The 25,864-nt window shown below is 70.1% G+C and carries 26 protein-coding genes, 1 tRNA gene and 1 pseudogene; 7 read left to right on the top strand and 21 right to left on the bottom strand.

The genetic code is table 11. The features are described from left to right. Nucleotides 1-87: 87 nt before the first annotated feature. Nucleotides 88-1,068, top strand: a complete 981-nt coding sequence (locus JN22_RS18040) for a tripartite tricarboxylate transporter substrate binding protein (RefSeq protein ID WP_085555271.1) — start codon at nt 88-90, stop codon at nt 1,066-1,068. 125 nt (nt 1,069-1,193) lie between these two features. Here the strand turns inward: JN22_RS18040 and JN22_RS18035 are convergent, their stop codons facing one another. Then, entirely contained in the window at nt 1,194-2,822 is a 1,629-nt protein-coding gene (locus JN22_RS18035; RefSeq protein ID WP_223677778.1) for a methyl-accepting chemotaxis protein, read from the bottom strand. A gap of 198 nt (nt 2,823-3,020) precedes the next feature. Then, entirely contained in the window at nt 3,021-4,001 is a 981-nt protein-coding gene (locus tag JN22_RS18030) for a tripartite tricarboxylate transporter substrate binding protein (protein WP_085555269.1), read from the bottom strand. A gap of 49 nt (nt 4,002-4,050) precedes the next feature. On the opposite strand from JN22_RS18030, the gene JN22_RS18025 reads away from it, so the two are divergent. Continuing rightward, nucleotides 4,051-4,416, top strand: a complete 366-nt coding sequence (locus JN22_RS18025; protein ID WP_143268351.1) for a hypothetical protein — start codon at nt 4,051-4,053, stop codon at nt 4,414-4,416. Between the two features lie 121 nt (nt 4,417-4,537). On the opposite strand, the gene JN22_RS18020 is transcribed toward JN22_RS18025, so the two are convergent. From JN22_RS18020 to JN22_RS18010, 3 genes are all read right to left on the bottom strand, one after another. Continuing rightward, entirely contained in the window at nt 4,538-5,467 is a 930-nt protein-coding gene (locus JN22_RS18020) for an AEC family transporter (protein ID WP_085555268.1), read from the bottom strand. Nucleotides 5,468-5,598: 131 nt separating this feature from the next. Continuing rightward, a complete protein-coding gene (locus JN22_RS18015; RefSeq protein ID WP_085555267.1) occupies nt 5,599-6,270 on the bottom strand; it encodes an RraA family protein in 672 nt (223 codons plus the stop codon). 723 nt (nt 6,271-6,993) lie between these two features. Next, nucleotides 6,994-7,068 (bottom strand) — tRNA-Gly (locus JN22_RS18010). A 166-nt stretch (nt 7,069-7,234) separates the two neighbouring features. Here JN22_RS18010 and JN22_RS18005 point away from each other — a divergent pair. From JN22_RS18005 to JN22_RS17985, 5 genes are all read left to right on the top strand, one after another. Then, nucleotides 7,235-7,801 (top strand): prolyl-tRNA synthetase associated domain-containing protein, encoded by a 567-nt coding sequence (locus tag JN22_RS18005; protein WP_143268350.1) that lies wholly within the window; start codon nt 7,235-7,237, stop codon nt 7,799-7,801. Between the two features lie 96 nt (nt 7,802-7,897). Continuing rightward, nucleotides 7,898-8,842 (top strand): thioredoxin family protein, encoded by a 945-nt coding sequence (locus tag JN22_RS18000; RefSeq protein WP_085555266.1) that lies wholly within the window; start codon nt 7,898-7,900, stop codon nt 8,840-8,842. Between the two features lie 48 nt (nt 8,843-8,890). Continuing rightward, entirely contained in the window at nt 8,891-9,559 is a 669-nt protein-coding gene (locus JN22_RS17995) for an LON peptidase substrate-binding domain-containing protein (protein ID WP_085555265.1), read from the top strand. Nucleotides 9,560-9,597: 38 nt separating this feature from the next. After that, nucleotides 9,598-9,822, top strand: a complete 225-nt coding sequence (locus tag JN22_RS17990; RefSeq protein ID WP_085555264.1) for a Trm112 family protein — start codon at nt 9,598-9,600, stop codon at nt 9,820-9,822. Further along, on the top strand, nt 9,822-10,226 hold the full coding sequence (locus JN22_RS17985; protein WP_085555263.1) for a gamma-butyrobetaine hydroxylase-like domain-containing protein: 405 nt from the start codon (nt 9,822-9,824) through the stop codon (nt 10,224-10,226). The genes JN22_RS17990 and JN22_RS17985 overlap by 1 nt, the downstream gene beginning before the upstream one ends. An 18-nt stretch (nt 10,227-10,244) precedes the next feature. On the opposite strand, the gene JN22_RS17980 is transcribed toward JN22_RS17985, so the two are convergent. The 16 genes and pseudogenes from JN22_RS17980 to JN22_RS17900 all read right to left on the bottom strand — a co-directional run bounded on the left by JN22_RS17980 (nt 10,245) and on the right by JN22_RS17900 (nt 25,854). Continuing rightward, the gene (locus tag JN22_RS17980) at nt 10,245-11,441 is read right to left on the bottom strand and encodes a PP2C family protein-serine/threonine phosphatase (RefSeq protein WP_085555262.1); all 1,197 of its coding nucleotides are present in this window, start codon (nt 11,439-11,441) and stop codon (nt 10,245-10,247) included. After that, nucleotides 11,438-12,193: a PP2C family protein-serine/threonine phosphatase gene (locus JN22_RS35370; RefSeq protein ID WP_396022003.1), complete on the bottom strand. Its 756-nt coding sequence runs from the start codon at nt 12,191-12,193 to the stop codon at nt 11,438-11,440. The genes JN22_RS17980 and JN22_RS35370 overlap by 4 nt, the downstream gene beginning before the upstream one ends. A gap of 21 nt (nt 12,194-12,214) precedes the next feature. Further along, nucleotides 12,215-12,535 (bottom strand): annotated as a pseudogene (locus JN22_RS35365) (response regulator); the annotation flags it as partial. A 92-nt stretch (nt 12,536-12,627) separates the two neighbouring features. Then, a complete protein-coding gene (locus JN22_RS17970; RefSeq protein ID WP_223677777.1) occupies nt 12,628-13,392 on the bottom strand; it encodes an ATP-binding protein in 765 nt (254 codons plus the stop codon). A 5-nt stretch (nt 13,393-13,397) separates the two neighbouring features. Further along, a complete protein-coding gene (locus tag JN22_RS17965) occupies nt 13,398-13,703 on the bottom strand; it encodes an STAS domain-containing protein (protein WP_085555260.1) in 306 nt (101 codons plus the stop codon). A gap of 51 nt (nt 13,704-13,754) precedes the next feature. Continuing rightward, nucleotides 13,755-14,879 carry a methyl-accepting chemotaxis protein gene (locus JN22_RS17960; protein WP_223677776.1) on the bottom strand — a complete coding sequence of 375 codons (1,125 nt, stop codon included), beginning with the start codon at nt 14,877-14,879 and terminating at the stop codon, nt 13,755-13,757. A 32-nt stretch (nt 14,880-14,911) separates the two neighbouring features. Further along, on the bottom strand, nt 14,912-15,970 hold the full coding sequence (locus JN22_RS17955; protein ID WP_085555258.1) for a protein-glutamate methylesterase/protein-glutamine glutaminase: 1,059 nt from the start codon (nt 15,968-15,970) through the stop codon (nt 14,912-14,914). After that, nucleotides 15,967-16,671, bottom strand: coding sequence for a chemotaxis protein (locus tag JN22_RS17950; protein WP_085555257.1), 705 nt, complete (start codon nt 16,669-16,671; stop codon nt 15,967-15,969). Before JN22_RS17950 ends, JN22_RS17955 begins: the two co-directional genes overlap by 4 nt. 3 nt (nt 16,672-16,674) lie before the next feature. Beyond that, nucleotides 16,675-17,601, bottom strand: a complete 927-nt coding sequence (locus JN22_RS17945) for a CheR family methyltransferase (RefSeq protein WP_085555256.1) — start codon at nt 17,599-17,601, stop codon at nt 16,675-16,677. A 30-nt stretch (nt 17,602-17,631) separates the two neighbouring features. Then, nucleotides 17,632-20,214 carry a methyl-accepting chemotaxis protein gene (locus JN22_RS35240; protein WP_085555255.1) on the bottom strand — a complete coding sequence of 861 codons (2,583 nt, stop codon included), beginning with the start codon at nt 20,212-20,214 and terminating at the stop codon, nt 17,632-17,634. A 90-nt stretch (nt 20,215-20,304) separates the two neighbouring features. Beyond that, nucleotides 20,305-20,850 carry a chemotaxis protein CheW gene (locus JN22_RS17930; RefSeq protein WP_085555254.1) on the bottom strand — a complete coding sequence of 182 codons (546 nt, stop codon included), beginning with the start codon at nt 20,848-20,850 and terminating at the stop codon, nt 20,305-20,307. A 9-nt stretch (nt 20,851-20,859) separates the two neighbouring features. Further along, nucleotides 20,860-23,166 carry a chemotaxis protein CheA gene (locus JN22_RS34945; protein ID WP_085555253.1) on the bottom strand — a complete coding sequence of 769 codons (2,307 nt, stop codon included), beginning with the start codon at nt 23,164-23,166 and terminating at the stop codon, nt 20,860-20,862. A 59-nt stretch (nt 23,167-23,225) separates the two neighbouring features. Then, nucleotides 23,226-23,603 carry a response regulator gene (locus JN22_RS17915; protein ID WP_085555252.1) on the bottom strand — a complete coding sequence of 126 codons (378 nt, stop codon included), beginning with the start codon at nt 23,601-23,603 and terminating at the stop codon, nt 23,226-23,228. Further along, the gene (locus JN22_RS17910; protein ID WP_085555251.1) at nt 23,588-23,899 is read right to left on the bottom strand and encodes an STAS domain-containing protein; all 312 of its coding nucleotides are present in this window, start codon (nt 23,897-23,899) and stop codon (nt 23,588-23,590) included. Before JN22_RS17910 ends, JN22_RS17915 begins: the two co-directional genes overlap by 16 nt. A gap of 173 nt (nt 23,900-24,072) precedes the next feature. Continuing rightward, entirely contained in the window at nt 24,073-24,585 is a 513-nt protein-coding gene (locus JN22_RS17905; RefSeq protein ID WP_085555250.1) for an RNA pyrophosphohydrolase, read from the bottom strand. 15 nt (nt 24,586-24,600) lie between these two features. Next, on the bottom strand, nt 24,601-25,854 hold the full coding sequence (locus tag JN22_RS17900; protein WP_085555249.1) for a divergent polysaccharide deacetylase family protein: 1,254 nt from the start codon (nt 25,852-25,854) through the stop codon (nt 24,601-24,603). Nucleotides 25,855-25,864: the final 10 nt, after the last annotated feature.

The raw sequence follows: 25,864 nt of genomic DNA, 5'->3' as shown, positions 1-25,864 counted from the left end.
TGCCTAATCTCAATGGGCATTGTTTTACCGCCTTGCTCAACCAAAGCGGGACGAATGACTCCGGGAAAAGAACAAAAGGACGCAAACATGATCGCAATCAAGCTTCTGCCCTTCCTGACCGTGGCCGGCGTCCTGACCGCGTCCGCGCTGGCGCCGAGCGGTGCGAGGGCCGCCTACCCGGAAAAGCCCATCACCATGATCGTCGCCTACGGGGCGGGCGGATCGACCGACGTGACGGCGCGCATGCTGGCGCCCTTCATCGAGAAGCAGCTGGGCGGCGGGGCCCGCATCGTGGTGCTGAACCGGGGGGGCGCCGGCGGCGAGATCGGCTTCGCGGCCATCGCCGACGCGGCTCCCGACGGCTACACCATCGGCTTCATCAACACGCCCAACCTGATCACGATTCCGATCGAGCGGCAGGCCCGCTACAGCCTCGACCGGCTGGATCCCCTGGTCAACGTGATCGACGATCCCGGCGTCATGACCGTCCACGCCGACAGCCCCTACAAGACGCTGGAGGATCTGGTCCGCCACGCCAAGGCCAACCCGCGGACGGCCACGGTCGGCTCCACCGGCGTCGGCTCCGACGACCATCTCGCCATGCTGCTGCTGGAGCGTCAGTCGGGCGCCCGGATGATCCATGTGCCCTTCCCCGGCAGCGCCGAGAATTACCGGGCGATGCTCGGCCGTCACACCCAGGTCTGCAACCAGAATCTCGGCGAGGGGCTGCGCGGGGTCGCCGCCGGCGATCCGGTGCGCATCCTCGGCGTGATGAGCGCCAAGCGCTGGGACGTGGCTCCCGACATTCCGACCTTCGCCGAGCTGGGCTACAAGATCGAGATGGTGTCGATGCGCGGCATCGGCGCGCCCAAGGGCCTTCCCCCGGACATCCGTGCCAAGCTGATCGACGCCCTGACCAAGGCCGCCCAGGATCCGGAGTTCCAGGCCAAGGCACGGGAAACCTTCCAGCCCCTGCGCATCCTGGACTCGGCGGCCTTCACCGCCGAGTTGACGCAACTCGACAAGGACTTCCGCGCCCTGTGGGCCGAGATGCCCTGGCTGAAGTGAGGCGGCCGGCCCGGACGAGGGCCGGAACGCGCAAGGCCCCGCCGGCGACGGCGGGGCCTTTTCGTTGGGGGCGATGGGGCTGGTCATGCCACCCTGTCCAAGCCGCCCCGCTCGGGCCGCTCCCCTCAGGCCGCGGTGATGCGGGTGATGAAGGCCTCGATCTCGTGGTCGAGCCGGTTGAAGCTGCGCGACAGCTCCTCCGTGGTGTTCTGGACGAGTCCGGCGGACTTGCCGGTCGTCTCGGCCGCCTGCTGCACCAGCCGCATCTCCTGCATCACCGCCATGGTGTCGACGGCGGCGCGCTGCGAGCGGGCGCTGATGTCGCGGGTCGCGGCGTCCTGCTCCTCCACCGCGGCGGCGACGGTGCCCAGCGACTCGTCGACCTGACGGATGGTGCCGACGATGGCGCGGATGGCGCTGACCGCCGCGTGGGTGGCGCCCTGGACCGCGGCGATCTCGGCGCCGATCTCCTCGGTCGCCTTGGCCGTCTGGTTGGCGAGGCTCTTGACCTCCTGCGCCACCACCGCGAAGCCCTTGCCGGCCTCGCCCGCCCGCGCCGCCTCGATGGTGGCGTTCAGCGCCAGCAGGTTGGTCTGGCCGGCGATCGACTGGATGAGGCCGACGACCTCCTCGATCTTGCGGCTGGCCTCGCTGAGGCCCTGGACGATGCTGTCGGTCCGCCCGGCCTCGTCCACGGCGCCGCGCGCGAGCTGCGCCGACTGGGTGATCGAGCGGGTGATCTCGTCGATGGAGGCGCGGAGCTGCTCGGCGCCGGCGGCGACGCTCTCGACCTCGCTGGTCGCCTCCTGCACCGAATGGGCGACGCTGTCGCTGTGGTGGCTGGTCTGCTTGGCGTTCTCCAGCATCGAGCTGGCCTCGTTGCGCACCGATCCGGCGGAGCGCACGACCTCGCCCATCATCGCCTTGACCGACGCCTCCAGGTCGTTGGCGAGCGAGGTCATGGCGGTGCGCCGCTCCTCCTCGTTGCGGACCCGCATCGCCTCCTGCTCGTGCGACAGCTCCTGCACGCGCATGGCGTTCTCCTTGAACACCTGCACCGTGCGGGCCATCTGGCCGATCTCGTCGCCGCGCTCGGCGGCCGGGATCTCCGAATCGAGCTTGCCGTTGGCCAGCTTCTCCATCGCGTCGGTCAGCCGCACGATGGGGCGGGCGACGTTCATGCCGATGAACAGGGCGACGCCGACCGTGATCGCCAGCGCCAGGCCGGCGACGATGGCGAAGGCGCGGGTGGTGACGTCGACCGAGCTGTTCACCAGCGTGTAGGCGTCGGTGGAGCGCTGGCGCTGGAAGGTCAGGTATTCGCGGCTGGTCGTGTGCAGCCGGGTGTAGGCGGCCTGCACCTCCTGCAGGAAGTCGAGCGGATCGACGCCCATCTTCAGCAGGTCGAGAAAGCTGGTGACCTTCGCCAGATAGGTGGCGGTGTCGCTGCCGAAGCGTTCGAGGAACTTGGCCTCGCTCTCGTCCTCCGCCGTCGCGTTCTTCAGCGTGTCGGCTTCGCCCTTCAGCCGGTTCAGATAGTCGCCCAGCGCCTTGGTCTCCCCCTCGATCGCCTTGGGCGAGGCGTTGGCGTTGCTCAGGATCACCGTGCGGTACATGCCGGCGTGGGCGACCGTCAGGGTGTCGGTCAGCGACTGGACCTCGGCCTCACGGGTGAAGGACCGGTTGAACAGCGTGTCCAGCAGCCGTGACTGCTCCGTGATGGCGGACCAGCCAAGGAAGGCGATCACCACCATTCCGATGATCGCGGTGGTGGCCGGTATTCCCATTTTGGTGGGAATGTGAAGGTGGTTCAGAAAGGTCATGGGACACCTGCATCAACCATCGGGAGACAGGATCGGAGCCGGCGGGAGGGGATGCCGCCGGGGGGACCCGGACGGCATCCGCTTCATCGGCCCCTGGAACTGGAGCCCGGCCGAGTCAAGCCGGCCGGCTCACTTCAGCCACGGGGAGGACTGCCACAGCGCCCGCAGCTCCTTGTCGAGCTGGGCGAGTTCGCCGGCGAAGGCATCCGACGCCAGGACGCGCAGGGGCTGGAAGGTTTCCTTGGCCTCCGCCTTGGCGACGAATTCCGGATCGCCGACCGCCTTGGTCAGGGCGTCGACCAGCTTGGCGCGGATGTCCGCCGGCAGCCCCTTGGGCGCGCCGATGCCGCGCAGCGAGGCCATGTTGACGGCGTAGCCCTGCTCCTTGAAGGTCGGCAGGTCGGGGGCGACCTTCCAGCGCTCGCTGCTCATCACGCCGAGGATGCGCACCTGCTCGGTGGCGGTCGCCCGCAGCCCCTCGCCGAGATTCTGGGCGCAGACCTGGATCTTCTTCGCCAGCATCGCCTTCTGGTTGGCGGCCGAGCCGGAGAAGGGGACGTGGGTGAACTGGACGCCGGCCTGACGCTGGACCAGCAGCATGGCGAGCTGGTCGTCGGAGCCGACGCCGGTCGTGCCGACCGTCACCGCGTTGGGGTTGGCCTTGGCGTGGGCCACGGCCTCGCTCAGCGTCTTGAACGGGCTGTCGGCGGGAACGGTCCAGATGCCGGGGTCGTCGACGACGTTGATCAGCGGATCCAGCCGGTCGAGCGAGAAGCGGGCCTGCCGCTCGATGGGGATCGACACCAGGTTGGGCGTGTTGATGAAGCCGATGGTGTAGCCGTCGGCCGGCGAGTCGGCGAGCGCCGCGAAGCCGATCTCGCCGCCGGCGCCGGGCCGGTTGACCACCTCGATCCGGGCGCCGCCCAGATGCTTCTCGATGTAGGGCGCCAGCATCCGCGCGGTCACGTCGGTCGACCCGCCCGCATCGTAGGCGACGACCATGGTGATGGGCTTTTCCGGGTAGGCGGCCTGGACGGACAGCGGCGCCGCCACGGCCATCAGGGCCGCCGCGCCGGTGGCGACCGCCAGAAATCTGCTGCGAGTGTTCATCTGGATTCCCCTTTTTATGCCATGATCAGGCTTTTCAAGCGGAAGATCGGTGCGCGAAGCGCAGCGCTCCCGCATCATTTCTTGTGCGATGCACGTTAGGACGCAAATTGTTGGCCATTCGTTAACAAATTTATTGATGTCACCGTTCTCTGGATTTTTAATTGCCTGTCCTGTTGAGGGAAATGCCGGCTTTTCCGGGCATGCATACTGCGGTATGTCTTGCGATGGATTTGATGAAAGCTTAGAAATCTATCTGTTTCCGTCTGGATGGATGATCGGGGCGAAGTCGGCCATGAGGCTGGTTCTGCGGCCACAGGGATTGATCCATCCGGTTTTCTCTCAAGAAACGAGAGGCTATCAGGATAAATATCGCCATACAAGTGTACAGCCTGTCGCAATCCCGCGACATAAGTGATGTCACGGGCGCAGAGCGGCGATTGCCAACGCCCCGCGGTGCCGTCACCGAATTGACATCTGTTCTGTCAAATTACAAATGTATCAAAGTAAAGATGGCGAATGAGGGAAGTCGTTCCGGATCATCCGGTCGCGACGATGAACGCGATGGAGATCGACAGCGGCGACAGCATGCTGGAAATCAGCAGCGACATCGACACCAGCTCCCGCCCGGCCTGGTAGCGCTCGGCCACGGCGTAGACGTTGATGCCGATGGGCAGGGCGGCGGCGGTGACCGCCGGTGCCATCCAGTCGGGCGGCAGATGGAAGACCTTCGCCGCCAGGACCCAGGTCAGGGCCGGGTGCAACGCGACCTTCATCAGCGCCATGACGGTGGCCGGGATCAGCTTTCCGGTCAGCGGGCTGTAGGAGAGGGCGGTGCCCAGGGTGAAGCAGGCGCAGGGCAGGACCGTCGAGGCGATCAGGGAGGCCGCCTTCAGCACGACCTCCGGCATGGGAACGTGAAGGAGGTTGACCGCGAGGCCGAGCACGATGGACAGGATCATCGGGCTGAGCAGCGTCGCCTTGACCGCGGCCAGGGCGGTCGGGATGGGGCGGCCGCCGCTGCTGCGCAGGGCTTCGGCGATGATGGTCGCGGTGGTGAACAGCAGCGGCGACTGGAAGACGATCAGCAGCATCACCGGCAGGGCGACGCCCGCCCCGTAGGCGTCCATCAGGATGGGCGCGCCCAGCAGGCCGATGCTGGAAAAGGAGGTGGCGAAGCCGACGATGGCGATCTCCTCGCGCCGCCGCCGCATCCACATCCAACCGGACCCGATCGCAAAGACGATGAAGGCCGCGATGAAGAAGGAGGCGACGAAGCCCCATTCGATCGGATCGGGAATCTTCGCCTTCGCCATGGCGACGAACAGCAGTCCCGGCAGCGCGTAGATGCCGAGGAACCGGGAAATCCCCTGGGACATCGTGTTGCTGAAATTCCCGGACTTGCCGGCGTAGAAGCCGACGAGCACCAGGATGAACATGGGCAACACGATCTGGATGATGGCCGTCATGGAAAGCGGTACCGGTGGCGATGGCGGTGGGGGGCGGCGCGGGAAATCGCGGCGCGGGAAGGCGGTTCACGGGCGCGGTCCGCCGGGGCCCGCCGGACGGGGGCCCGGGCGGAGGACCGTCTGGCGGACGGTCAGCGGGGCTCGTCGATCAGTTCGGGCTCCGGAACGCCCAGCACCTCCGCCAGGCTCCGGCCGGCGTCGAGCTGCTCCGACCAGATCTTCTCCCTGGCGAGCAGGTCGAGGCAGCGTCGCAGGACCTCGTCCATCGCCGCCAGCGGCACCACGGTGATGCCGTCGTCGTCGCCGATGATCAGGTCGCCGGGGTTGACGGCGATGCCGCCGACCGCCGCCGTGATGTCCATCTTGCCGCCGAAGGACTTGTGGGGGCCGCGGGGAACCGCGCCGCGGGCGAAGACCGGGAAGCCGATGCTGCGGATTTCGCGCAGGTCGCGCACCGACCCGTCGATGACGAGGCCGCCGAGGCCGCGCGACCGGCAGCCGCGCGCCACCCATTCGCCGGCCATGGCCACGTCGTCCAGGCCGCCGCCGGCCACCACCACCACCTCGCCGGGATCGGCGACGCTGCACGCGGTCAGCAGCATGCTGTTGTCGCCGGGCATCGCCGCCACGGTGCGCGCCTGCCCGCAGATCCGCATGCCGGGAGCGCAGGGTTTGATCCGCGCGTCCATGCTCTGGCAGCGGTTCTGCGTGTCCGACGCGACGCTGCTGGGCACGGTTTCCCACAGCGCGAGCGTTTCGGGGGACAGGCGGGGAAAATTGACCGGGTAACGTTGCATAGCCATCGGGGTGATCCTTTTGCGGTCGTGGCGGGTCGTAACGGTTCGCGGGGCATGCTTCGGTGCGCCGTGCGCGCCCTGGCCGGGAAGGCGCCGAGCCATCGCGAAGGGGATGGACCGGGCAGCGCGTGGCGCGGCCCACCGGCCGCTCCCCATCCGGGGAAAACAGGGAGGCCGGCGTTACCCATGCACGGTTTTGCGGATGCCTGCTACAACCCCCGTAACGCCATATGCGCTTTGTTTCGATCTTGAAGTTTAACTCTTCGCTTGGTCATACGCAAGTAAGTTGACAAACAGTAAATTCGTCATAATGAATTCGTCTCATTGAGACCGCTGGAATCACCAATAAGCGCATACGAATGAATTCAAACAACCGCCTGGAGCCGCCGCGATGGAGGCGGGGCGCCGATTGCGTGGTGCCCGCCGGGCGGCCGCGAAGGCCGGGGCGGGCGAATCAGGGCTGTTGCCTGCCGCTGGGATCGGGCGCCGGAAGCGATGGAACGCAGGGGCGGCCTGGTCGGCGTCGCCCCTGATCGGCGTCGCCCTGATCGGCATCGCCGATGAAGCGATGTCGGGGGAAGTGATGCGGGAGGGGGCGATCCAAACATGGCGGGCGGCGTCCCGGCGCGGCGGATGGGACGATCCGGCGGTCCAGACGCGCGAAAGGCCGGCGCCCGAAGGGCCCGGCCTTTTGATCGCGATCCATCCGGCGATGAAGCCGGTGGAGAATGGAGCGGGCGAAGGGATTCGAACCCTCGACCCCAACCTTGGCAAGGTTGTGCTCTACCCCTGAGCTACGCCCGCGCTCCGTATCCGCTGCCCGACCCGGCCCGTCGCTGTCGCGTCGGCGGCCGGTCCATCCGGCGGCGTGCGGCGGACTATACTCATCGCCGGGCGCAATGCAAGCCTCCTGTTTCGGTTTTTCCGTGGCGGCTGGACGAATTTGCGGGAGACCGGTAGAAAGAGGGGCATGGACACCGCCTCGACCCGTTCCGTGGACGTCGGCGGCGCCGGCGATCCGGCGGCCGACGCCCCGCTGCCGACCTCCCCGGAGGAGCTTCTGGCGCGCCTCGACGCGCTCGGCATCGCCACCGCCACCCACCGCCATCCGCCGCTTCACACGGTGGAGGAGAGCAAGGCCCTGCGCGGGGCGCTGCCCGGCGGCCATTGCAAGAACCTGTTCCTCAAGGACCGCAAGGACCAGCTCTGGCTGGTGGTGGCGCTGGAGGACGCGCGCATCGATCTCAACCGGCTCGACAAGGTGATCGGCTCGGCCCGGCTGTCCTTCGCCTCGGCGGACCGGCTGTGGCGCCATCTCGGCATCCGGCCGGGCTCGGTCTCGCCCTTCGCGCTGGTCAACGACACCGAGCGGCGGGTGAAGGTGGTGCTTCAGCGGGCGATGATGGCGCACGACCCGCTCAACTACCACCCGCTGCTGAACGACCGCACCACGGCGATCCGGCCGGACGACCTGCTGCGCTTCATCCGCGCCTGCGGCCACGAACCGGCGGTCGTCGCCTTCGGCGAGGCCGAATAGGACCGGGGGCGGGCACGAGACGCTTGCTTGAGGCGCCGCGCGCGCTCATCTATGACGGCAGACCGACCAGACGTCACGAACGGGACCGACCCCATCATGTTCTCCATTCCGCCATCGTCCGCCCCCAAGTCCGCCGCTCCCGCCGCCGGCGCGGGCGACGTCGTCAAGGACAGCAGCGACCGCGCCTTCATGGCCGACGTGATCGAGGCCTCGCAGAGCGTTCCGGTCATCGTCGATTTCTGGGCGCCCTGGTGCGGCCCCTGCAAGCAGCTCGGGCCCGTCATCGAGAAGGTGGTGCGCGCCGCCAAGGGCGCCGTCCGGCTGGTCAAGATCGACACCGACCAGAACCCGATGGTCGCCTCGCAGCTCCGCATCCAGTCGATCCCGGCGGTCTACGCCTTCTTCCAGGGCCGCCCGGTCGACGGCTTCATGGGCGCCAAGCCCGAGTCGGAGCTGAAGGCCTTCGTCGACAAGCTGGTGAAGCTGGCCAAGTCGGCCGGCGTCGGCGCCGACGACCCGCTGGAGGAGGCGCTGCTCCAGGCCAAGGAGATGCTGGAGGAGGGCGACCTCCAGGGCGCCGTCGAGCTGTACAGCCAGATCCTCCACGAGGAGCCGGAGAACGCCCGCGCCTACGCCGGCATCGTCCGCTGCTTCATCGCCGCCGAGGATCTGGAGAAGGCCAAGACCATGCTGGCCCGCGCGCCGGACTCCATCGCCAAGGACAAGGAGCTGGCCGTCGTCCGCAGCGAGCTGGAGCTGCGCGAGCAGGCGGCCAACGCCGGCCCGATCCCGGAGCTGATGGAGAAGGTCGCCGTTGATCCCAACGACCACCAGTCGCGCTTCGACCTCGCCATGGCGCTGTTCGCCGCCGGCAAGCGCGAGGCGGCGGTCGATGAGCTGTTGCAGATCGTGCGCCGCGACCGGAGCTGGAACGACGACGGCGCCCGCAAGCAGCTCGTCAAGTTCTTCGAGGCGTTCGGCCCGACCGACCCGCTGACGGTGCAGACGCGCCGCAAGCTGTCGACGATCCTGTTCAGCTGAGGGCCGGGACGCCTGTTCCCGAGGCGAAGGGGTTCTATCTGATTGGTCATGACCCGGAACCCCTTCGACCCCACCTTCGATCGCCTGCCGCAGACGCTGCCGATCTTCCCGCTGGCCGGGGTGCTGCTGCTGCCGCGGGCGCGGCTGCCGCTGAACATCTTCGAGCCGCGCTATCTGGCGATGGTCGAGGATGCGCTCGGCGGCGACCGCATGATCGGCATGATCCAGCCGACCGACCCCGCCTGCCGCGAACGCGATCCGGCCGTCTACGGCACCGGCTGCGCCGGGCGGATCACCAGCTTTTCCGAGGCCGAGGGCGGACGCTTCCTGATCACCCTCACCGGCGTGTCGCGGTTCGCCGTCCGCCGCGAGATCGACGGACACAACGGCTACCGCCGCGTCACCCCACGCTGGGACCGCTTCGCCGCCGACCTGGAGCCGGAGGCCTGCGGCGAGGTCGACCGCGCCCGCATGCTGGCCGGGCTGAAGACCTATTTCCGCGTCCAGGGCCTGTCGGTCGACTGGCAGGCGATCACCAGCACGCTGGACGAGCGATTGGTCAACTCCCTGGCGATGATCTGTCCCTTCAGCCCCAGCGAGAAGCAGGCCCTGCTGGAGGCCCCCGATCTGGCCGAGCGCGGGAAGCTCTTGATCGGGCTGATCGAGATGGCCATTCTCGACGGCCATGACGGGGACGGCCCCGCCCCCTGCCACTGACGCCCATCCCTTTCCCCCTTCCGACGCGAGACACCGACATGCCCACGCCCGACGACAAGAGCAGCGATTCCAAGGGCGGCGCCCGCGTCGATCCCAAGTTGCTGGAGATTCTGGTCTGCCCGCTGACCAAGGGGCCGCTGCGTTACGACGCCGAGCGGGGCGAGCTGGTCAGCGAGCGCGCCAACCTCGCCTACCCGATCCGCGACGGCATTCCGATCATGCTGATCGACGAGGCGCGCAGCCTCGACAAGGGAGCCGCCTGATGACCTCCGGGGAGCGCTTCGCCTCGAACGCGTTCGGCACCGTCCACTGGCCGCGGGAGATCCGCCTCAAGAAGGAGGAGAAGCGGCTGGAGGTCGATTTCGACGACGGGCGCTCCTTCTCCTACCCGGCGGAGTTCCTGCGGGTGGTCAGCCCGTCGGCCGAGGTGCAGGGCCACAACGCCAGCCAGAAGCAGACGGTGGCCGGGCGCCGCCATGTCGGCGTCATGGGCGTCGAGCCGGTCGGCAACTACGCCGTCCGCATCCTGTTCGACGATCTGCACGACAGCGGCATCTTCTCGTGGACGTATCTGTACGAGATCGGCGCCGACCAGGACCGGCTGTGGGCCGAATATCTGGCCGAGCTGGAGGCCAAGGGCCTGAGCCGCGATCCCGCCCGGCGCTGAGGCCGGCGGGGTCCCTTTTCAGCGCTCGCGGGTGATCAGCAGGGCGGTCAGGTCGTCGTCGATCGGGCCGGTGGCCCGCAGCTCGTCGAGCAGGCCGTCGAGCAGGCGGGCGCCGTCCGTCTCGCCCGCACGGCGGCGGACCATCGCCAGCAGGCCGGCCTCGTCGAGAACCCCGTCGCCCTGGGGAATCTCGATGGCCGCGTCGGAGTAGAGGAACAGCCGGCCGCCGGGCGGCAGCGGCAGGCTGCGCGACTCATGGCGGGTTCCGGCGAGAAGCCCCAGCGGCAGGCCGGTGCCGTCGCCCATCAGCGGCTCCGCGTCGCCCGGCGCCCAAACCATCGGCGCGGTGGCCCCGGCCGAGGCGTAGTGGAAGACGCCGGCCGCCGGATCGACGCACCCCGTCAGCATGGTGGCGAACTGGCCGCTCGGCAGCAGGGCGCACAGCCGCGTGTTGACCGCCGCCAGGAACTCCACCGGATCGGCGCAGACCGGCGCCAGCTGCTGGCAGATGGCGTGCAGGCGGAAGGTGTTCAGCGCCGCCCCGACGCCATGGCCGGAGAAATCGACCAGATAGACCCCGGTCCGCCCGTCGGGCAGCCGCTTGATGCCCCAGAAGTCGCCGCCCAGCTCCGACGACGGCGCGAAATGGGCGTCGATGGCCAGACCGCAGGCGGCGCGCAGCGTGGCCAGACGCGCCGGGCTCGGCATCAGGCGTTCCTGCATGTTGCGGGCGAGCGCCAGTTCGCGCTGCGACCGCGCGTGGTACTGCTCCAGATCGTGCAGCAGGCAACGCTTCTGGATGTGGATGTGGACGCGGGCCAGCAGCTCCACCGCGTTGATCGGCTTGGTGACGTAATCCGTCGCCCCGGCGGCGAAGGCGCGGGCGCGGTCCTCCGCCCGGTTCAGGCTCGACTGGATCAGCACCGGCAGCCGCTTCCAGCGCGGGTCGGCGCGCATCCGCCGGCACATCTCGAACCCGTCGAGATGCGGCATCATCAGGTCGAGCAGTACGAGGTCGGGCTTGAAGCTTTCCAGCCGCTCCATCCCCTCGTTGCCGTCGGCCGCCTGTTCGACCTGCCGGATCCCGCCGCGCTCCAGCAGGGCGAGCAGCAGGTGGCGGTTGATGCGGTTGTCGTCGACCACCAGCACGCGGGCCCGCTCGACGCCGGCGGGGAGGTTTGCCGGGGTGCACTGGACGGTGGCGGGATGTGTCATGCGGCGGCGCTCCGCTCGATCCGCAGCAGCGTGTGCCCCTCCGGCCCGGCGGCCCGCGCGACCAGAGCGGCGAGCCCGACCGCGCCGCCCCCGCTGTCGGCGGTTTGCAGCAACGAGGCGGAGCCGAGCGCCAGGACGGCTCCCGGCGCCAGCGGCAGGCTCCGCGCCTCGTACCGGAGGTCGGGCGCGGTTCCGATGGCGCTGCCGGCCGTCCCGCCGGCGAGCGGTGCGTCACTCCGCGGCGCACCGCTCTCCGGCTGGGCAAATTCCGGCGGGGCGAACAGCAGCGGCGGCGGCGCGGCGGCGGCGGCGTGGACGAAGGAGCCGGCGGCGCCATCCACCACGCCGTAGATCACGCTCGCCCGCTGCCCCGGCTCCAGCAGGCCGAGGGCGCGTTCGTTCAGCGCGGCGAGCAGCCCGGCGGGGTCGCAGCCATGCTCGGGCGCCAGCTCGTGCAGCAGCGTGTGCATGCGGAAAGCGTCCATCGCCGCCGACACGCCGCAGCCGCCCATGTCGAGCAGGAAGACGCCGAAGCGCGGCCCGTCCAGCCGCAGCACGCCCCACAGATCGCCGCCCAGCGTGTCGGAGGCCGCCGTGTGGGCGTGCAGGACGACCCCGGCCGCGCGTCCCAGGGACTCGCACAGCGCTGGGGAGGGCAGCAGATGCTCGCGCATCGAATGGGCGATGGCCAGCTCGCCCTCGACCCGCGCCCGGTAGCTTTGGAGGCGGCGGATCAGCACGCGGCTTTCCAGCTGGATGGCGACGCGCGCCAGCAGCTCGGTGCGGTCGAGCGGCTTCGACACCAGATCGGTGGTGCCGGCGGCGAAGGCCTTGTTGCGGTCGTCGCTGGAGGACAGGGCGGTCTGCACCAGGATCGGCAGGTCGGCGTGGTCGGGGTTGGCGCGCAGACGGCGGCAGACCTCGAAGCCGTCCATGCCGGGCATCATGATGTCGAGGATCAGCAGGTCGGGCGGGGCGGCGGCGATGCGGTCGAGCGCCTGCTGCCCGCTTTCGGCGTAGGAGACGTTGCGGAAGCCGCCTTCCTCCAGCAGGGCGCCGATCAGGGTGCGGTTGAAGGGGGTGTCGTCGACCACGAGGATGGCGCAGTCGCGGATGGCGGCGAGCGCCTCGGCCTCGGTTCCGGTGTCCGCGTCCGGCCCCGCCCCGCCTGCCGCCCCGCCGTCCGTCACAGCGGGAACCGCATGCGGATGCGGCGGCCGCCGTCCTTCAGCTCCATCGTCTCGGCGATGGTGGCGATCAGGTCGAGCCCGCGCCCCGACGCGCCCTGTCCGGCCTGCGGGGCGGGAACGAAGCCGGGCCCCTCGTCGGCCACCTCGACGACGATGGCGTCGCCCTCCACCAGCACCGCGACCTCGACCCGGCGATGGGCCAGGGCCGGGTCGGCCAGCCGCTCGACCAGATCGCGGGAGAAACGCTCCAGCTCGGCCGTGCTCAGTTCCTTCATGCCGCTGACCTGGAGGTTGCCGTGGACCAGCGCGTTGCTGATCGCCTCGTGCAGCGCCAGTTCCAGATCGTCGCGCAGCCCGTCGGGCAGCGCGCGGCGCGCGGTGAGCGCGGTCAGCACCCGCCCGGCCAGATGCAGGTCGTTGGCCGTCGCCGTGGTCAGGTTGATGTAGAGGTCGGACGCGCCGGCCCGCGCCACCAGGGTGGGCAGCGGGGCCGCCAGCGTCGTGACGGGAGCTGCCGCGCCGGGCTCCTCCGGCTCGATCCATGCGGCGAAAGGCCGCTCCCAGAAGGCGTCGTCGCCGGCCGCCGTCGGGCCGTCCATGACCGCCAGAACCGGGCCGCCGCCGCCCGCCGGCTCCTCGCGCAGCGGCAGGGCCAGCGACTCCGACAGCCGGGCCAGCCGGTCGGCGGCCATGGCCAGCCCGTGCAGCGCCGCGAAGCGGGTGCGGGCGGGCTCATGGGCGGTGGCGGTCCGGGTGGGCAAGGGACTCAATCCTCGATGGTGACGATCTTGCCGATCTGGGCGACGGTCAGCACGCGCTTCACCTGCCCGGTGGCGGCGCGCAGGACCAGCTCCTTGCCATTGTTGGTCATTTCCTCGCGCGCGATCAACAGCATACCGATGCCGGCCGAATCGACGAATTCCAGCGACGACAGGTCGAGCACCTGCCGGGGCGCCCGGTTCTGCACCATTTCGCCGATCAGGCCGCGAAGACGGGCGTGATCGTTGAAGGTCAGGCGGCCGCGCAGGCGGACGACGGCTTCCAGGTCGCGCTGTTCAATTCCATAGTCCATGGTTCTGGTCGTTCCTTGAAGGCACTTTTTCGGTCGATGCGGGCGGATGTCTCAGAACAGCTCGATGTCGCCCCCGGAACTGTCCCCAGCCCCCGCGTCCACGTCAAGCACGCCGTTCTCGTCGAGCGCCGTGCCCTCCAGCAGCAGCTTGCGGACGAAGCGCTCGCGCATCTCGCTCAGCGTGAAGCGGTCGAGCAGCTGGTTCAGCCATTCCTGCGGCTCGCTGGCGCCGACGCCGGCCGGCACCTGGGCGCGGATGCGGGTCTCCAGCTCGTTCAGGCCGGCGCTCATGATGGCCAGGCTGTCGTTGATCGCCTCGATGCGCTGCTTGGTCAGATCCTGGAACTGCATGCCGGTGATGACGTGGGCGATGGTCGAGGACATGTCCGACGACACGTCGGCCGCCGTCTCCAGCACCGACTGGAAATGGGCGGTCTGCTCGACCAGGCTGTCCATCGTCTTGTCGACCCGCTCCTTGGCGAGCATCTGCGGCGACATGTCGGTGTTGGCGATCTGGCGCAGGATGTCGTGGCCGTTGCGCACGCCCTTGACCACCGCCGTCACCTTGCCGCGCATGCGGTCGGCCAGAGCGGCGGTGGAGCGCGACAGGTTCCGCACCTCCTGCGCCACCACGGCGAAGGTGCGCCCGGCGTCGCCGGCCCGCTGCGCCTCGATGGCGGCGTTCAGCGCCAGGAAGTTGGTCTGGCGGTTGATGGTGTCGATGTCGCCGATCGACTTCTCCAGCTCGGCGACGTCCTTCTGCACGTCGTCCAGCAGATAGACCATGCTCATGGCGTGGCGCGACAGGGTGACGATGTTGGTCACCATGTCGGTGATCATGTCCTGCATGCCGACGACCAGCTGGTCCATCGGCACCCGTTCGCCGTCGATCGACACCGACCCGGCCAGCGCGACGATCTGCTCCACCCGCTCCGACTGCTCCAGCGCCTTGGCCGCCAGCAGCCGGAAACGGTCGGACAGGTCGACGGTGGCCTCCTCGACATGCCGTGAGGTGCGCGTCAGCTCGGTCTGCACCACGTCCAGCGTGCGGCGCTGGACGTCGGCGAAGCCCAGCCAGGTCGACAGCAGATCGGTGGTGACGGCGATCTTGCCGTTCGCGCCGTCCTCGGTGCCCGTCGAAACGGGCGTTGCGGGCGCGGCACCGTCGAAAGCCATGGTCATGCTCCTCAAATCTTCCGCAGCGGCCATCAGCTCGTGCGGGGCCGCTCGCCGATGGCGTCGAAGGCGCGCAGCATCTCGGCGGGAATCTGGTGAAGGGGAAGCTCCACGGCGACGCCGCCGGTCTCGAAGGCGGCGCGCGGCATTCCATAGACGACGCAGCTCGATTCCTGCTCCCCGATGGTGTGGGCGCCGGCGTCGCGCATCGCCTTCATGCCGATGGCGCCGTCGCGCCCCATGCCGGACAGGATGACGCCGACCGCGTTGGGGCCGGCGGCCTTGGCGACCGAACCGAACAGCACGTCGACCGACGGTCGGTGGCCGCTGACCAACGGGCTGTCCTGGAGGTGGCAGACGAGGCCGCCGGAATCGCGGGCGATGGCGAGGTGGCGGTCGCCGGGGGCGATCAGAACCAGCCCCTGGGCCGGCCGCATGCCGTGCTCGGCCAGCTGGACGCTCGGCGCCGAATTGCGGTCGAGCCGGGCGGCGAAGCTGGGCACGTAGCTCGGCCCCATGTGCTGGGTGATGACGATGGGCGGGCAGTCGGCCGGCATCACCGCCAGCACGTCGCGGATGCGCTCGACCCCGCCGGTCGAGGCGCCGATGGCGATCAGCCGCCCGACCGCCCCGGCGCGGCGCGGCGTCGCCAGCGTGGCGGTGGCGTGCGGCCGGCGCATCGACAGCCGCGCGGTGGCGGCGACGCGGATCTTGCCGACCAGCTCCTGGACGGTCCGCTCGAAGCCCTGGCCGTCGGAGCCGCCGGGCTTGGCGAGGCAGTCGACCGCCCCCAGCTCCATGGCGCGGATGGCGGCGTCGGAGCCCTCACGGGTCAGCGAGGAGATCATGATGACCGGCATCGGCCGCAGGGTCATGATCTTTTCGAGGAAGGACAGGCCGTCCATCCGCGGCATCTCGACGTCGAGGGTGAGGACGTCGGGGTTGCTGGCCTTGATGACCTCGCGCGCCTCGAAGGGGTCGCGGGCGACGCCGACCACCTCGATCCCCGGTTCCTGGTTCAGCAGGTCGCGCAGCATCTCGCGCATCAGCGCGCTGTCGTCGACGATGACGACGCGGATCGGTCTGCTCATGCCTCCGCTCCTTCCGGATGACCGGACTCGAACAGTTCGACGCCGCCGTCGACCGGCTCCCGCCGCAGGCTGGACATGAAGCTGCGCTCCTCCTCCACCGTGTCGGACACGGCTTCCGGGTGCAGCATACGCCGCAGCGCACGGCCCGAGTGCGGGAAATAATGGATCCGCCGGGCCGAGGTCCCGCCCAGGTCGTGGCTGGCCAGGATCAGCCCCTCCGTCCGCACATACTCGAGCGCGAAGCGGCTGTTCATCCGGCCGATGTCCCAGCTCGATTCGATGACGCGGGCGCCGCCGAACAGCTTGACCTGCAACCGCCGCCGCTCCGCCCCCTGGTCGAGCAGCCCGTTGATCAGCCGTTCCATGGCGACCGAGCCGTAGCGGGCGGCGGCGCCGTCGCCGCGCAGTTCGGTCTCCGGCAGGTCGGGCAGCAGGAAATGGTTCATGCCGCCGACCCCGCGCACCGGGTCGTGGATGCAGGCGGCGACGCAGGATCCCAGCGTCGTCGCCATCATCAGGTCGCCGCGGTCGCTGACCGCGTGGTGGCCGAGGAAGATCTTGATCGTCTCGACCTTGAAGGCGGCGTTGTAGTAGCGCCCGCTGCCCATCCGGCGCGGCGTGGGGGCCGCCGCCTCGACGGAGGGCGCGGGTTGGAACGCGGATTGGGGGGCGGAGCGGCGGCGCAGCGGGCTGGCGGTCATCGCTCACGCCTTCTGGTAGATGGTCGGGCCGGCCTGATGGAAGCTGCTCGACACGCCATACAGACTCTCCGAATGCCCGAGAAACAGGTAGCCGCCGCTGGCGAGCATGCGGGAGAAGCTTTCTATCACCTGCGTGCGGCCCTGGCGGTCGAAGTAGATCAGGACGTTGCGGCAAAAGATCGCGTCGAACGGCCCGGACATCGGCCAGCGTTCCAGCAGGTTCAGCGGCTTGACGGTGATGAGGCGCTTCAGCTCCCCGCTCATGGCGACGGCCGGCTCGCCGTTCAGCGTGGCCGGCTCGGTGTAGCGGGCGCGGATGGCGGGCGGGATGCCGGACACGCCGTCGAGCGCGTAGACGCCGCGCTTGGCCGTCTCGACCATGTGGGTGTCGATGTCGGTCGCCAGGATGCGCGCGTCCCAGCGCCGCAGGTCGGCCCCCAGGGTGGAGGCTAGCACCATGGCGATGCTGTAGGGTTCCGGCCCCGACGAGCAGCCGGCGGACCAGATGCGCAGGCGCGGCTTCGGCACGCCGGTGTTGTGGGCGCGGATTTCCGGCAGGACGACCTGCTCCAGGAACTGGAAATGATGGGCTTCGCGGTAGAAGCTGGTCAGGTTGGTGGTCAGCGCGTTGACCAGGAAGCCGATCTCGCCGGCGCCCTCCTCGCTGTCGAGCAGGGCGCAGTAGGCGTCGAAGTCGGGCAGCCGCAGGTCGCGCAGACGCCGCGCCAGCCGGGCGTAGACCATCTCGATCTTGTGCGAGGCCAGCGCGATGCCGGCAAGCTGGTGCAGGAGCTGGGCGATCCGATCGAAATGATGCCGTTCGAACCGGAACTCGCGGGCGCCGGCCGGGGCCGGAGCGGACCCCGCCGCGGCGTCGGGGGCGCCGGCCGGATCGGCGGGCGAAGGGGAAGCGGTGTTGCGGGCGGTCATGTGCGGGCGGCCATCGGGTGTCGCGGTTCCTCACGCCCGGACGCGGCGGCCGGCGGCGGCCGGGGTGGTGGCGTGGTCGAGGGTGAAATAGGTCATCTGTTCGCGGAGCTGGCCGGCCTGCTCCTCCAGCGAGCGGGCGGCGGCGGTGCTTTCCTCGACCAGGGCGGCGTTCTTCTGGGTCATCTCGTCCATCTGGGCGACGGCGATGTTGACCTCGTCCAGGCCGGACGCCTGCTCGCGGGTCGCCCGCGCGATCTCGCCGACCAGATCGGCGACGCTGCTGATGCCGGTGACGATCTCGGTCAGCGCCTTGCCGGCCGAGCGCACCAGATCGACGCCGTCCTTCACCTGGGTGCCGCTGTCGAGGATGAGCGCCTTGATCTCCTTGGACGCCTGGGCGGAGCGCTGGGCGAGCTGGCGGACCTCCTGGGCGACCACGGCGAAACCGCGCCCGGCGTCGCCGGCCCGCGCCGCCTCGACCGCCGCGTTCAGCGCCAAGAGGTTGGTCTGGAAGGCGATCTCGTCGATCACCCCGATGATGTCGGCGATCTTCTGCGAGGATTGTTCGATCCGCCGCATCGCCTCCACCGCGCTGTCGGCGACCGTGCCGCCGCGCGAGGCCGCGGCGCGCGCCTCGGTGGCGAAGCTGTTGACCCGCTGGGCGTTGTCGGCGTTGGAGCGGACGGTGGCGGAGAGCTGCTCCATGCTGGCGGCGGTCTCCTCCAGCGAGGAGGCCTGCTGCTCGGTGCGTTCCGACAGGTCGAGGCTGCCGGTGGCGACCTCGCGGCTGGCGGTGGCGATGGAGGCGGCGGCGTCGTCGATCCGCGTCACGATCCCGGAAAGCTGGACCACCGTGTTGTTGAAGTCGTCCTTCAGGCGCTGGAAGACGCCCTCGTACTGCTTGTCGATGCGGCGGGTCAGGTCGCCGCGCGACAGCGACGCCAGGGTGGAGGCCAGCTCCTCCGTCACCTCGGAAATGTTGGCGGACAGACGGTTGATGCCCTCGCTGACCAGCCGGAAGAAGCCGGTCTTGCCGGCGAGGTCGAGGCGCCGGCTGAAGTCGCCGCGCACCGCCTGCTCGACCATGGCGCCGATCTCGCCCTCGATCGCCAGCTCATCGGTCAGGTCGCGCCATTCGATGACGGTGCCGAGCCGTTCGCCCTGGCGGCTGACCACCGGGTTGGCGACGATCTCGAAGGTGCGGCCGCCGGTCTTGGCGATGCTGCGGTGGGTCTGCGTCAGGCCGGCCAGCAGGCGGCGCTGGTGGGCGGGGTCGCGGTGGAAGGCGTCGAAATTGCGGCCGACCAGCGCCGTGCTGTCAAAGCCGGGCAGGTCCTTGCGCAGGTCGGCCTCGGCGTTGGCGAACATCGCCTGGATCGAGCCGTTGGCGTAGAGGATGCGGCCGTCGGTGTCGGACATCATGATGTTGGCCGACACGCTGTCGAGCGCGATGCGCGAGCGCACGGCCTCGACCGCCTCGTCCTTGAAGGCGTCGACGGCGCGGGCCATGTCGCCCAGCTCGTCGCGGGCGTCGGTGTGGGGGACGGTGACGGCCAGCTTGCCGGCGGTCAGCTCGGCCATCACGGCGCGGATGCCGGACACCGGGCCGATGATCGAGGCGGCGATGCGGTTGGCGGCGACCACCCCGATCAGCAGCGACAGCAGCCCGAGCCCGAGCGACAGGCGGATGGCGAAGCCGGCGTCCTGCCCGGCCGCCGTCTCGACGGCGCTCTGGTCGTCGCGGATCGCGGCGACGATGGACTCGATGGCGGTGTTGATGGCGGCGGCCACCTTGGCGACCTCGTCCTGGCGCTGCGCCATGGCCTCGGTGGCGCCCAGCGCCTCGCGGAAGGCGGCGCGGTAGTCGGCGGCGCGCGCGCCGATCTCGCCCAGCGCGGCGGACAGGGCGGCGTTGCCGCGGAAGGCGGCCTGGAGTTCGGCGAGCTGCGCGGCCATCCCCGCGCCCTGGCTCTCGACCACCGCCGCGCCGGCCGCGTCCTTCAGCCCCAGCGTGCGGTTGGTGGCGAAGCGGGTGGTGATCCAGTGCGTCTCGATCGCGCCGGCCTTGATCGCGGCGTCCTTGTCGCCGCTGGCGCTGGCGGTGGCGACGGCCTCGCTCAGCATCGCGGTGACGCGGGCGCCCAGCGGATCCATGCGGCCGTGCAGAATGGCGTCGAAGCGCTCGCGCTGCTCGCGCACCCCTTCGAAGCCGTTGTGGTAGGCGGCGTGCAGCCGGGCGAGGTCGGCGAAGGCGGCGGCGTGGCGCGAGGCGGCGAGCTGCGCCTGCTGGTCGGCCATCGCCTTGTCGAAGGCGGCGCGCAGCGTCCGCTGGCGGTTCAGCGAGGCGCTGTCGCCGGTCGCCAGATAGTCGCGGCCCTGGATGCGCTGGTTGGCCAGCCGGGCCTCCAGATCCTTGGCGAACACCGCCAGCTCGCCGGCCGACAGCACGGTGTCGATGCGGCGGGTCAGGCCGTTCAGCCCCAGCATGGCGATGCCGAGCTGGGCGGCGATCAGCACCAGCAGCAGGCCGAAGACCAGCCACAGCCGCTTGGCGATGCCGAGGTTGCGCAGTAAGGAACCCGTCGAAGTGCTCGTGGAGCTGTTCGTGGCCAAGGCGATGCCTCCCCTAAACGTCTTCCGCGTCCGTGTCTTCCACGTCCGTGTCTTCTGCGTCCGTCCGGGCGGGCGTCGCCGGCCCGGCGGTCAGGACGCCTTGTCGATGGCGGCGGTCGTGCGGTTCGCCGGCTCGTGGTCGCCATGCTCGTTGGCGAACAGCTTGTCGACGTTCAGCAGCGTCACCATGCGGTTGTCGGCGGTGTAGAGGCCGCTGAGATACTCGGCGTCGATCAGCCCGCTGTCGACGTCGGGGGGCGGCTTGATGGCGTCCTGGCCGATCGCCAGGATGTCGGAGATGGCGTCGACCAGGATGCCGCGCGTGCGCTCGCCGACCTGCATGACGACGACGACGTGGCGCTTGGTCACCTCGGTGCCGCCGCCGCCGAAGCGGGCGCGCAGGTCGAAGATCGGGATGATGATGCCGCGCAGGTTGATGACGCCGCGCACATAGTCCGGCAGGTTGGGCAGGCGGCTTTCCGGCGTCCAGCCGCGGATCTCGCGGACGGCCAGGATGTTGACGCCGTACTCCTCGTTGCCGACGGTGAAGGTGACGTACTGCTCCTCCGTCCCGTTGAGCGACAGGGCGTCGGTGCGGGTGCCTCCGACGGTGGCGAGTGCCATGGAACTGCTCATCGCTGGACCTCAGGCCGTTTGGCGTTGACGCGTGTCGTGACCGGCGGATGCCGGAAGGGACGGGGTTGCGGGGAAGGAGGCCGGACGCGGGCCGCCGGGGTTATCGCCGCCGTGGCGGCTCATCTCGCGCAGGCCGGCAACGTCGAGGATCAGGGCGACCCGCCCGTCGCCGAGGATGGTCGCGGCGGCGACCCCCTCCAGACGGCGGAAGTTCGACTCCAGGCTCTTGATGACGACCTGCTGCTGGCCGAGGATCTCGTCGACGACGAGGCCGAGGCGGGAGCCGTCCTCCGTCTCCACCAGCACGACCAGCCCCTTGGTGGCGTCGTCGATGGCCTTGGGGATGCCGAACAGCCGGTGCAGGTGGACCAGCCGGACATACTCGCCGCGCGCCATCATGACGTCGCACTTGTTGACCAGCCCGTGCAGATCCTCCGGCTTGGGCCGCAGGCTCTCGACGATGTTGGTCAGCGGCAGGACGAAGCGCTCCTCGCCGACCGAGATGACCATGCCGTCGAGCACCGCCAGCGTCAGCGGCAGCGACAGGGTGAAGCGCGAGCCCTCGCCCGGCGTCGAATAGACGCCGATGCGTCCGCCGAGCGAGCTGATGTTCCGCCGCACCACGTCCATGCCGACGCCGCGCCCCGACAGGTTCGACACCTGGTCGGCGGTGGAGAAGCCGGGCAGGAAGATCAGATGGTCGATCTCCTCGTCCGACAGGGCGGCGCCGGGGGCGACCAGACCCTTCTCGATCGCCTTGGACAGCACCTTGGCGCGGTTGATGCCGCGCCCGTCGTCGGTGATCTCGATGACGATGCGGCCGGAGCGGTGCTGCGCCGACAGGTGCACGGTGCCGGTGCGCGGCTTGCCGACGCGCTCGCGCTCGTCGGGGCTCTCCAGACCATGGTCGATCGAGTTGCGGATCATGTGGGTCAGCGGGTCGACCAGATTCTCGACGACCGTCTTGTCGACCTCGGTGTTCTCGCCGGAGGTGACCAGCGCCACCTCCTTGCCGGTCACGCCGGCGCACTCGCGGACGAGGCGCGGCATGCGCGAGAAGACGCTCGACACCGGCTGGGCGCGGATCGACATGACGTTCTCGCGCAGCTCGCGGGTGTGCTGGGCGAGCTGCTCCAGCCCCTCCAGCAGCTCCTGGAACTGGCCGGGCGGCAGGTCGCGGACATGCTCGGCGACCATCGCCTGGGTGATGACCATCTCGCCGACCATGTTGACCAGCCGGTCGATCTTGTCGAGATCGACGCGGATGGTGTGGCTGGTCAGGCCGGCGTGCTCGCCGCCGCCGCTGCCGTTGCCGGCGGCGCGCGGCCTGGCCGGTTCGGCGGGCTTGGCGGCGGGCGGCTGGGCGACCGCTTCGGCGGGAGCCGCGGCCGCGGCCGGGGCCGGCTGGGTGACGGCGGGAAGCGCCGGGGCGGTTTCGGCCGCGGGCGGGGCGGCGGTCTCGATCACCGCCGGCAGCGGCGCCTCGGCGGTGATCCGGATGTCGCAGTCGTCGGCGACGAACTCGAAGACGTCGTCGATGCGCTCGCGCCCGATCTCCGGGTCGGCAATCAGCGTCACCGTCCAGTGCAGGTGCAGCAGCTCGGCGTCGAGGTCGCGCAGGCTCGGCAGCCGGTCGAGATGGCAGGCGATCTCCGCCTCGCCCAGCCGGCGCAGGGCGCGCAGCATGAAGGTCGGCTCGTTGCCCGACAGCAGCAGCTCGGCCTTCGGGCGGAAGACGACGGTCCAGCGGATCTTGCCCGGTGGGACCGGCGCGGCGGCCGGCGTCCCCTCGTCGCGGGCGGCGGCGATGGCGGCCAGCGCGTCGCCGAAGATGCCGGCCTCGTCGTCCTCGTCGTCCGGGAAGGCGGGGGGGATGGCGGACGCGGGGGCGGGGGCCGGTGTGTGGACGGCCTCCTCCGGCGCGTGCGCGGCGGTGTCCAGATGGCGGCGCAGCGCCGCGACGGTGCTGTCGGTGGTGCCGGGCGGGGCGTCGGTTCCCTCGCCGGCGTAGGCCAGCATCTGGGCCAGCACGTCGTTGGCGCGGATCAGCGTGTCGACCAGCGCGGTGGTGATCGGGATGGTGGCGTTGCGCACCCCGTCCATCACCGTCTCGAACTCGTGGGCGAAGGCGACCAGCTCGTTGAAGCCGAAGGCGCCGCCGCCGCCCTTGATCGAATGGACGGCGCGGAAGATCGCGTTGACCTCGTCCATGTCGACGTCGCCGGGGGCGAGGCGCAGCAGCCCGGCCTCGGCGACGGCCAGAAGTTCGGCGCTCTCGTCGAAATAGGTCTGCTTGAAGCGGCTCAGATCGTCCATGGACGTTTCCCTCTATACCCCGGTGGCCGTTTCGGCCCGGCGCTGTCGGCGCCGTCGTGTCAGCCGCACACCTTCTGCACCACCGACACCAGCTTGTCGGGGTTGAAGGGCTTGACGATCCAGCCGGTCGCCCCGGCGGCGCGGCCCTCCGCCTTCTTCTTCTCGTCGGCCTCGGTGGTCAGCATCAGGATCGGCAGCGTGCGGTGGGCCGGGATGGCGCGCAGCTTGCGGATCAGGGTCAGCCCGTCCATCACCGGCATGTTCAGGTCGGTGATGACCAGATCGACCTTGCCGGCCGCCATCGCGGTCATGGCCTGCTGGCCATCCGCCGCCTCCACCACGTCGTAACCGGCGCCCTTCAGCGTGAAGGTCACCATGTCGCGCATGGTGCGGGAGTCATCGACGGTCAAAACCTTCTTCTTCACGCTGCGCTCCATTGCTTCAGCCACGCCGCAAGACCCAGATCCTCGCAGGCGTCGGTCAGGACCTCCGACGGGGCGGCGACCGCGAAGGCGGTGCCGCGCTCCGCCGCGTCGCGCGAGGCGACGACCAGGGCCTGGATGCAGGCGGCGCTGACCCGCTCCACCGCGTCGGCCTGGACGGTGACGTCGGCCGACGCCGCGAAGCCGGCGCGCAGGCTGTCCAGCAGCGGCTGCGCCATCGGCAGGTCGAGGTCGCTGGGCAGGCCCAGGCGAATCCGTCCGCCCTCCTCGCTCCACTTGATCAGGGTCACACCACTTCTCCGCTCGTCCGGACACCCGGTCCCGCTCCGCACCAGACCGGACGGTGCCAGAGCAGCCTCAAGGATTCGTTAAGTCCGGAACCTGCCACACGGAGAAGGGTCCTGGAACTCCGGGTTGACCGCAATCATTTTTGCGACAAGGGGGCGGCCCGCTCGGCGGCCGGTCAGGGGCTGCGTGTTCGAGCGCCGATCAGGGGACGGAATTCGGCCAGCACGGATTCGTAGACCGGCCGCTTGAAGGCGACAATCAGGCCGGGCAGTTCCTCGGCGTCGATCCATCTCCAGGCGTCGAACTCCGGGTGGGCGGTGTCGAGCCGGATGTCGGAGTCAACACCGGTGAAGCGGGCGAGCATCCACATCTGCTCCTGCCCGCGCCAGCGGCCCTTCCACACCTTGCCCAGCAGATCGTCGGGCAGGTCGTAGCGGTGCGGCGCCACGGTCATGGCGATGAACTCGGCCTTGGCGGTGCCGATCTCCTCCTCCATCTCGCGGAAGGCGGCGGCGCGGGCGTCCTCGCCCTTGTCGATGCCGCCCTGCGGCATCTGCCAGTCGGCCGAAGACCCGGTGCGGCGGGCGACGAACACCTCGCCGCGGCCGTTCAGCAGCATGATTCCGACGCAGGGGCGGTAGGGCAGGGAGGCGCGGTCGATCGGTGTCTTGCCGGTGGGGGTCTTCATGGGGCTATCGTCTTCTTATTGCTTCTGGATGTCGACCACCGCCGAGACCGGCGCCAGGACGAAGCCGCGGTCGGCCAGCGCCGTCATCCACAGCGCGATCCGCTCGATGGTCGTCGGGTAGGGGGAGGCCATGCCGACCGCCGCCCCGTTGGCCTTGGCGATCCCCTCCAGCTCGCGGAGCTGGTCGTCGATGGCGCCGCGCGACAGGTCGCGGTCGATGGTGCGGTCGGCCAGCGCGCGCGGAACCCCGGACAGGGTGGCGAGGGGGCCGGCGATGCTGCGCGGGTTGGCGCGGGCGTCGAGGAACAGCAGGCCGCGCGCCTTCAGCGCGTCGATCACCGGCTGCACGGCGCCCTGGTTGGCCGTGAACTTGCTGCCCGTCGTGCTGGTGATGCCGACATAGCCGACCGCCTTGCCGAGCGACCATTCCAGCCGCTCGATGTTGCGTTCCGGGGCCAGCATGCTGAGCAGCGCGTTGGGGCCGGGGTCGTCGCGCGGGTAGTTCTGCGGCTCCATCGGGACCGCGAGCATCACCTCGTGCCCCTTGGTCCGCGCCCGCTCCACCCAGTTGTCGAGCCGCTCGGCGTAGGGCACGAAGGCCAGCGTCACGCCGGGCGGCAGCTTCGCCAGGGCGTTGCCGGTGGTGACGCCGCTGATGCCCATGTCGGCCATGACGATGGCGATGCGCGGGCGCTTGTCGCCGGCCGGGAAGGGGCGGGCGTAGACCTGCCAGGGCTTGCGCCCGTCCTCGGCGATCCTCGGCAGCGGGCCGTTGCGGCTGTCCTCGACCAGGCCAGGCACCGGGGCCGGCACCAGAGTGGCGGCGGGGGCGGCCGCGCCGGGCAGGGCGAGCGGCGCCGGGGCGGTGGAGGGGGGGGCGGTGGGCGGCGGACTGGCGGTGGGGGGAGCCGGGGCCGCCGGTGGCGCGGGAGTCTGGATGGCGGGAGCCTGGATGGCGGGAGCCTGGGGAGCGGCCGGGGGCTTGGGAGCCACCACCGCCACCGTCGCCTTGGGGATGGCGGCCTCCCACGCGGCGGTGGTTTCGGCGCCGTTCAGCGCCAGCCAGCCGGCGACCGCGCCGAGTCCGGCGGCGACCGCCGCCACGGCCCCGAGCAGGGCCCTGGACAGCGGCTTCCCCAGGGGCTTGCGCGAGGGGGTATCGTCGCCCAGGTCGGCGTGCGGGTTGCGCCGCCGCTTGAGCCGGGCGAGCCAGCCGGGACGGCCCCGCAAGTCGAACTTCAGACGACCGAGCAGCGCAGGGGCCTTCACGGCAGGATAC

The sequence above is a fragment of the Azospirillum agricola genome, from assembly GCF_020005195.1.
GTDB classification, from domain to species: Bacteria; Pseudomonadota; Alphaproteobacteria; order Azospirillales; family Azospirillaceae; genus Azospirillum; species Azospirillum agricola.
Note: the sequence above shows the minus strand (reverse complement) of the source record. Positions and strands in the feature narration are given on the sequence as shown.